At 74.2% G+C, this 5,936-nt stretch carries 4 protein-coding genes; all 4 read left to right on the forward strand.

Translation table 11 applies throughout. The annotated features are described in order from the left end of the window. Nucleotides 1–300: cellulose binding domain-containing protein (locus tag FRZ03_RS17275; RefSeq protein WP_186785469.1), on the forward strand; the 300-nt coding region annotated here is incomplete at its 5' end. Between the two features lie 687 nt (nt 301–987). Then, the gene (gene rsgA / locus FRZ03_RS17280) at nt 988–2,082 is read left to right on the forward strand and encodes a ribosome small subunit-dependent GTPase A (RefSeq protein WP_146466057.1); all 1,095 of its coding nucleotides are present in this window, start codon (nt 988–990) and stop codon (nt 2,080–2,082) included. Between the two features lie 191 nt (nt 2,083–2,273). Continuing rightward, complete coding sequence (locus FRZ03_RS17285) at nt 2,274–4,955, forward strand: SpoIIE family protein phosphatase (RefSeq protein ID WP_261399211.1); 2,682 nt, start codon at nt 2,274–2,276, stop codon at nt 4,953–4,955. Nucleotides 4,956–5,022: 67 nt separating this feature from the next. Then, a partial coding sequence (locus FRZ03_RS17290) for a bifunctional transcriptional activator/DNA repair enzyme AdaA (protein ID WP_186785470.1) occupies nt 5,023–5,936 on the forward strand: 914 nt, incomplete at its 3' end.

Raw genomic sequence — 5,936 nt, forward strand, 5'->3', positions numbered from 1 at the left:
GCCTACGACCTGGTCAGCCAGTGGTCCGGCGGCTTCCAGGCCACCGTCACCGTCACGGCGGAACGGGCCCTCGCCGGATGGCGGGTCGACTGGTCCTTCCCCGACGGCCAGCGGGTCACCCGGATGTGGGACGCCACCGTCCGGCAGTCCGGCGCCCGCGTCACCGCCACCGCCGCCGACTACGACCGGGCCGTCCCCACGGGCACCGCCGTCTCCTTCGGCCTCGCCGGCACCTGGACGGCCGGCAACCGCGCCCCCGGCGGGTTCACCCTCGACGGCGCACCCTGCACGAGCGGCTGACGCGCGGTCGTACCGGAACAGGTCGTCCGCGCCTGCGCGGCCCGGCGTTCGCCCCCCGACCGCGCTGTCGGTGAAGGCGAGCCGCGCAGGTCATGATTCGGGCAAGTACGGGATCGAATCGGCCGCAACCGGCCGTATCGGGGGCAGCGGGCTTCCCTGCGCGGCGACCATGGGCCGGAGCGGGCCGTTTCGAACCGGACGAGGGGGTGGGTGAATGGGCAAGCAGGTCAAGTGCGGGTCGACACAGACCAAGACCGGTAAACGGTGCCAGAACCCTGTGATGATCGGCTATTCCCGGTGCCAGTTGCATCGAGGCAGCTGGACGCCGGTACAGAAGAAGAAGACCAAGAAGCGCTGACCGCGACCCTTTCTCGACGGTCCGTCGGCGGACCGTTCGCACCGCAGGCACCGGCCCTTCGCCCACCGGTAGTCTGCGAGCGGACCGCGCTGGAAAAACCGATGGCGCGCGAAACCCGGCGGCTCTAGGCTGTGCCGCGTCGGCGAAGCGCTCGAGCGCCGTTCGTTCGAGTCGAGGATTTTGGGAGGTGTGACCGATGGCTGTCTCTGTGACGGGCCTTGCCCACGTCCAGCGGTTCGTTCCGTTCACCTCCGTGGCCTCCGGCTGACACCTCTCTTTTTCCGCGCCTGTGACGCGCGGTGCCGGGGCCGCCCTTCGAAGGGTCTCCCTTGACTTCCACCTCTGCTGTGCACTCCGCCCTGGCTCCCTACGGCTGGGACGACGACTGGGCCGACGCGTTCGCCCCCCACGCGGCCGAAGGGCTGCTGCCCGGACGGGTCGTCCGGGTCGACCGCGGGCAGTGCGACGTCGTCACCGCCGGCGGCGTCGTGCGTGCCGACACCGCCTTCGTCACCCCGCACGACCCCATGCGCGTCGTCTGCACCGGCGACTGGGTCGCCGTCGAAGCGGGCGGCAACCCCCGGTACGTCCGGGCGTATCTGCCGCGCCGCACCGCCTTCGTGCGCTCCACCTCCTCCAAGCGGTCCGAGGGGCAGATCCTCGCGGCCAACGTCGACCACGCCGTCGTCGCGGTGTCCCTCGCCGTCGAACTCGACCTCGGCCGGGTCGAACGCTTCCTCGCCCTCGCCTGGGAGTCCGGCGCCCAGCCCGTGGTCGTCCTCACCAAGGCCGACCTGGTGGCCGATCCGGTCGCCCTCGCGCACCTCGTGCAGGACGTCGAGAACAGCGCGCCCGGCGTGCCGGTGCTCGGCGTCAGCGCCCACACCGGCGACGGCCTCGACGTGCTGCGCGCGCTGGTCGGCGCCGGTACGACCGTGCTCCTCGGCCAGTCCGGCGCGGGCAAGTCCACCCTGGCCAACGCGCTCGTCGGGGAGGACGTGATGGACGTCCGGGCCGCCCGGGACGTCGACGGCAAGGGACGGCACACCACGACCACCCGCAACCTGCTCGTCCTGCCCTCCGGGGGCGTCCTCATCGACACGCCCGGGCTGCGCGGGGTGGGCCTGTACGACGCCGAGAGCGGGGTCGGGCAGGTGTTCGCCGAGATCGAGGAGCTGGCCGAGCGGTGCCGCTTCCACGACTGCGCGCACGAGACCGAACCGGGCTGTGCCGTCCTCGCCGCGGTGGACAGCGGTGAACTCGCGGTGCGCAGGCTGGAGAGCTACCGGAAACTGATCCGCGAGAACCAGTGGATCGTCGCCAAGACCGACGCCCGCGTCCGCGCCGAGCTGAGGAGGGAATGGAGGCGCAGGGGCGCGGAAGGCAGGGCGGCGGCGGAGGCGAAGCGGGGCCGCTGGAACTGACCCATCTCACCCACCCCGGCAGGTCGAACTGTGTCCCCTTCATTGGTGAATGTTAGAAATGCATCATGAAGAGGCGTTTCGGCCTGTTTCAGGGGTGGGACGCTTCCGTCCCGGCCGGAGCGTCCCTGGCCGCCGCCGACTCCGGCCGGTCCCGGTGGCTGCCGCCCGGTGTCCGCACGGTCGCCGGACAGATGTTCCTCCTGCAGTTGGTGATCCTGCTGCTGTTCGGCGCCGTGGCCGGGACCACCCTGGTGCTCCAGGCGCGGCAGGCCGGCCTGAACGAGGCGCGGCACCGCACCCTCGCCACCGCCGTGAGTTTCGCCGACGCCCCCGGCACCCTCGACGCGATGCGCTCCCCGGACCCCTCCGCGGTGCTGCAACCCCGCGCCGAGGCGATCCGCAAGGCGGCCGGGGTCGACTACGTGGTCGCGTTCAGCCCGGCCGGGATCCGCTGGACCCACCCGGTCCCGCACCTGATCGGCAAGCATGTCGTCGGTACCTTCCAGGAGCCGCTGCGCGGACACGCGCGCACCATCACCTCACCCACCCCCGTGGGCGTGGCCGTGGATTCCACCGCCCCCGTCCTCGACGCCCACCGCAAGGTCGTCGGACTCGTCTCCGTCGGCATCACCACCCGCACCATCGAGGCGCAGGTCGCCCGGCAGCTGCCACTGCTGCTCGCGGCCGGCTGTGGCGCGCTGCTGCTGGCGACGGCCGGGGTGGTGCTGGTGAACCGCCGGCTGCGGCGGCAGACCCGCGGCCTGGAACCGGCCGAGCTGCGGCGGATGTACGACCACCACGACGCCGTGCTGCACGCCGCCCGGGAGGGCGTGCTCATCGTCGCGGCCGACGGCACGCTGCTGCTCGCCAACGACGAGGCGCTGCGCCTGCTGCGGCTGCCTGCGGACGCGGAGGGCCGGCAGCTCACCGGCCTCGGGCTCGCGCCGTCCCTCGCCGCGCTGCTGACCGCGGGCCGGCCGGTCACCGACGAGGTGTGCGAGGCCGGCGACCGGCTGCTCGCGGTCAGCGTCCGGCCCACCACGGCGCACGACTGCGCGCCCTCCAGCGTCGTCACCCTGCTCGACACCACCGAACTGCGGTCCGTCGCCGGGCGGGCGGACGTGGCCCAGCGGCGGCTGCGGCTGCTGTACGACGCCATGAGCAGCATCGGCACCACCCTCGACGTGGAGCACACGGCCGAGGAGCTGACCCGGTTCACCGTCCCCCGGTTCGCCGACTACGCCTGCGTGGACCTGCTCGACTCGATCCTGCGCGGCGGCGAACCCGAGGGCACCACGATGCGCCGTACCGCCCTCACCGCCATCGACGCGGACCACCCGCTGTACCCGGTCGGCTCGCTCACGGACTTCGCCTCGCAGACCCCGCAGGCGATCGGCATGGGCACCGGCATGCCGGTCCTGGAGACCGACCTGCGCCGCGGCACCGGATGGCAGCAGTACGACCCGGCCAACGCCTGCCGGATCCTCGCCCACGGCATCCACTCGATGCTCGTGGTGCCGGTGCGGGCGCGCGGCGTCCTGATGGGCGTGGCCAGCTTCTGGCGCTCCGGGGACGCCGAGCCGTTCGAGCAGGAGGACATGGCGGTCGCCGAGGAACTGGTCGCCCGGGCCGCGGTCGCCATCGACAACGCCCGCCGCTACACCCGGGAGCACACCACGGCCGTCACCCTCCAGCGCAGCCTGCTGCCGCGCGGCGTCCCCGACCAGTCGGCGCTCGACGTGGCCTACCGGTACCTGCCGGCGCAGGCCGGGGTGGGCGGCGACTGGTTCGACGTCATCCAACTGCCGGGCGCGCGGGTGGCGCTGGTCGTCGGCGACGTGGTCGGGCACGGGCTGCACGCGGCGGCCACCATGGGCCGGCTGCGCACCGCCGTGCACAACTTCTCCGCCCTCGACCTCAGCCCCGACGAACTCCTCGTCCACCTGGACGAACTGGTCAGCCGCATCGACAGCGACGAGCGGGGGGACGGCGGCCCGGGCGACGGCCCCGACCAGGTCGCCGACGTCACCGGCGCCACCTGCCTGTACGCCCTCTACGACCCGGTCGCCGGACGGGTCACCATCGCCAGGGCCGGCCACCCCGGGCCCGCCCTGCTGCTGCCCGACGGCACCGCCACCTTCCCCGACGTGCCGGTCTCCCCGCCGCTGGGCCTCGGCGACGGCATGCCGGTGGAGACGCTGGAGCTGGAGCTGCCGGAGGGCTCCCAGCTGGTGCTGTACACCGACGGGCTGCTGGAGGACCGCCGCCGGGACCTCGACACCGGCCTCGAACTGCTGCGCGGCGCGCTGGCCGACTCGGCGGGCCGCGGCCCGGAGGCCACCTGCACGGCCCTCCTCGACGCGGTGCTGCCCGACCGGACCATCGACGACGTCGCCCTGCTGGTGGCCCGCACCCGGCTGCTGGGCCCCGAACACGTCGCGCAATGGGACGTGCCCCGCGACCCGGCGGCCGTCGCCCCGGTCCGCGCCGAGTGCGCCGCCACCCTGGACGCCTGGGGCCTCGGGGACACCGGCTACACCGCCGAGCTGATCCTCAGCGAGCTGATCACCAACGCGGTCCGCTACGGAGCCTCACCCATCCGGGTGAGGCTGCTGCACGACCGCGGGCTGATCTGCGAGGTCGCCGACGGCAGCAGCACCGCGCCGCATCCGCGCCGGGCGGCCGCCACCGACGAGGGCGGGCGGGGGCTGTTCCTGGTCGCCCAGCTCGCCACCCGCTGGGGGACCCGCTACACCGCCCGCGGCAAGGTGATCTGGGCCGAGCTGCCCCCGCAGGAGGGCGGCCCCGCACCGGTCGGCGGCGCGGACGGGGAGAGCGCCGACGACATCCTGGATCAGTGGGAGAGCATCTGACCCCTCAGTTGGCTGTCCGTTTTCCGCCAGCCGGTTCCTCGGGGCGGGGCCCACACTGGAACCTGTGATGGACGAGGACAGCAGGTACGAGGCGGTGCGCAGCCGGGACGGACGGTTCGACGGGGCGTTCTTCTTCGCCGTCGAGACGACCGGGATCTACTGCCGGCCCAGCTGCCCCGCGGTGACGCCCAAGCGGCGCAACGTGCGGTTCTTCCCGACGGCCGCCGCCGCCCAGCGCTCCGGGTTCCGGGCCTGCCGGCGCTGCCGGCCGGACGCCGTGCCGGGCTCGGCCGAGTGGAACGTGCGCGCGGACGCCGTCGGCCGGGCCATGCGGCTGATCGCCGACGGCGTGGTGGACCGCGAGGGTGTCGCGGGGCTCGCGGCCCGCCTCGGCTACAGCGCCCGGCAGGTGCAGCGGCAGCTCACCACCGAGCTGGGCGCCGGACCGGTGGCGCTGGCCCGCGCGCAACGGGCGCACACCGCGCGGGTGCTGCTCCAGACCACGGAACTCCCGGTCACCGAGATCGCGTTCGCGTCCGGGTTCGCGAGCGTGCGCCAGTTCAACGACACCGTCCGCGAGGTGTACGCGGCGACGCCGACCGAGGTGCGGGCCGCCGCCCCGCGCCACCGCGGGGACCGCCGGGCCGCCGCGGGCACCGGCATCCCGCTGCGCCTCGCCCACCGGGGCCCGTACCAGGCCGCCGCCGTCTTCGACCAGCTCGCGCGGGAGGCGGTGGCGGGGATCGAGGAGGTCACCGGCCGCCCCGGCGCCCGCACCTACCGGCGCACCCTGCGGCTGCCGTACGGCACCGGGATCGCCGCCGTCGCCGAACGCACCAGGACGCCGCGCCCGGGCACCGGCACGCGCCCCGGCGGCTGGCTGGACGCCCGGCTGCACCTCACCGACCCGCGGGACCTCACCACCGCCGTGCAGCGGCTGCGGCGGCTGTTCGACCTGGACGCCGACCCCTACGCGGTGGA

Origin of the sequence: Streptomyces misionensis (assembly GCF_007896895.1) — a bacterium.
Classification (GTDB): Bacteria; Actinomycetota; Actinomycetes; order Streptomycetales; family Streptomycetaceae; genus Streptomyces; species Streptomyces misionensis_A.

Excerpts from the sequence above, each read along its gene's own strand:
- FRZ03_RS17285 (WP_261399211.1), top strand. The coding sequence starts at position 2,274 with ATGTTCCTCCTGCAGTTGGTGATCCTGCTGCTGTTCGGCGCCGTGGCC.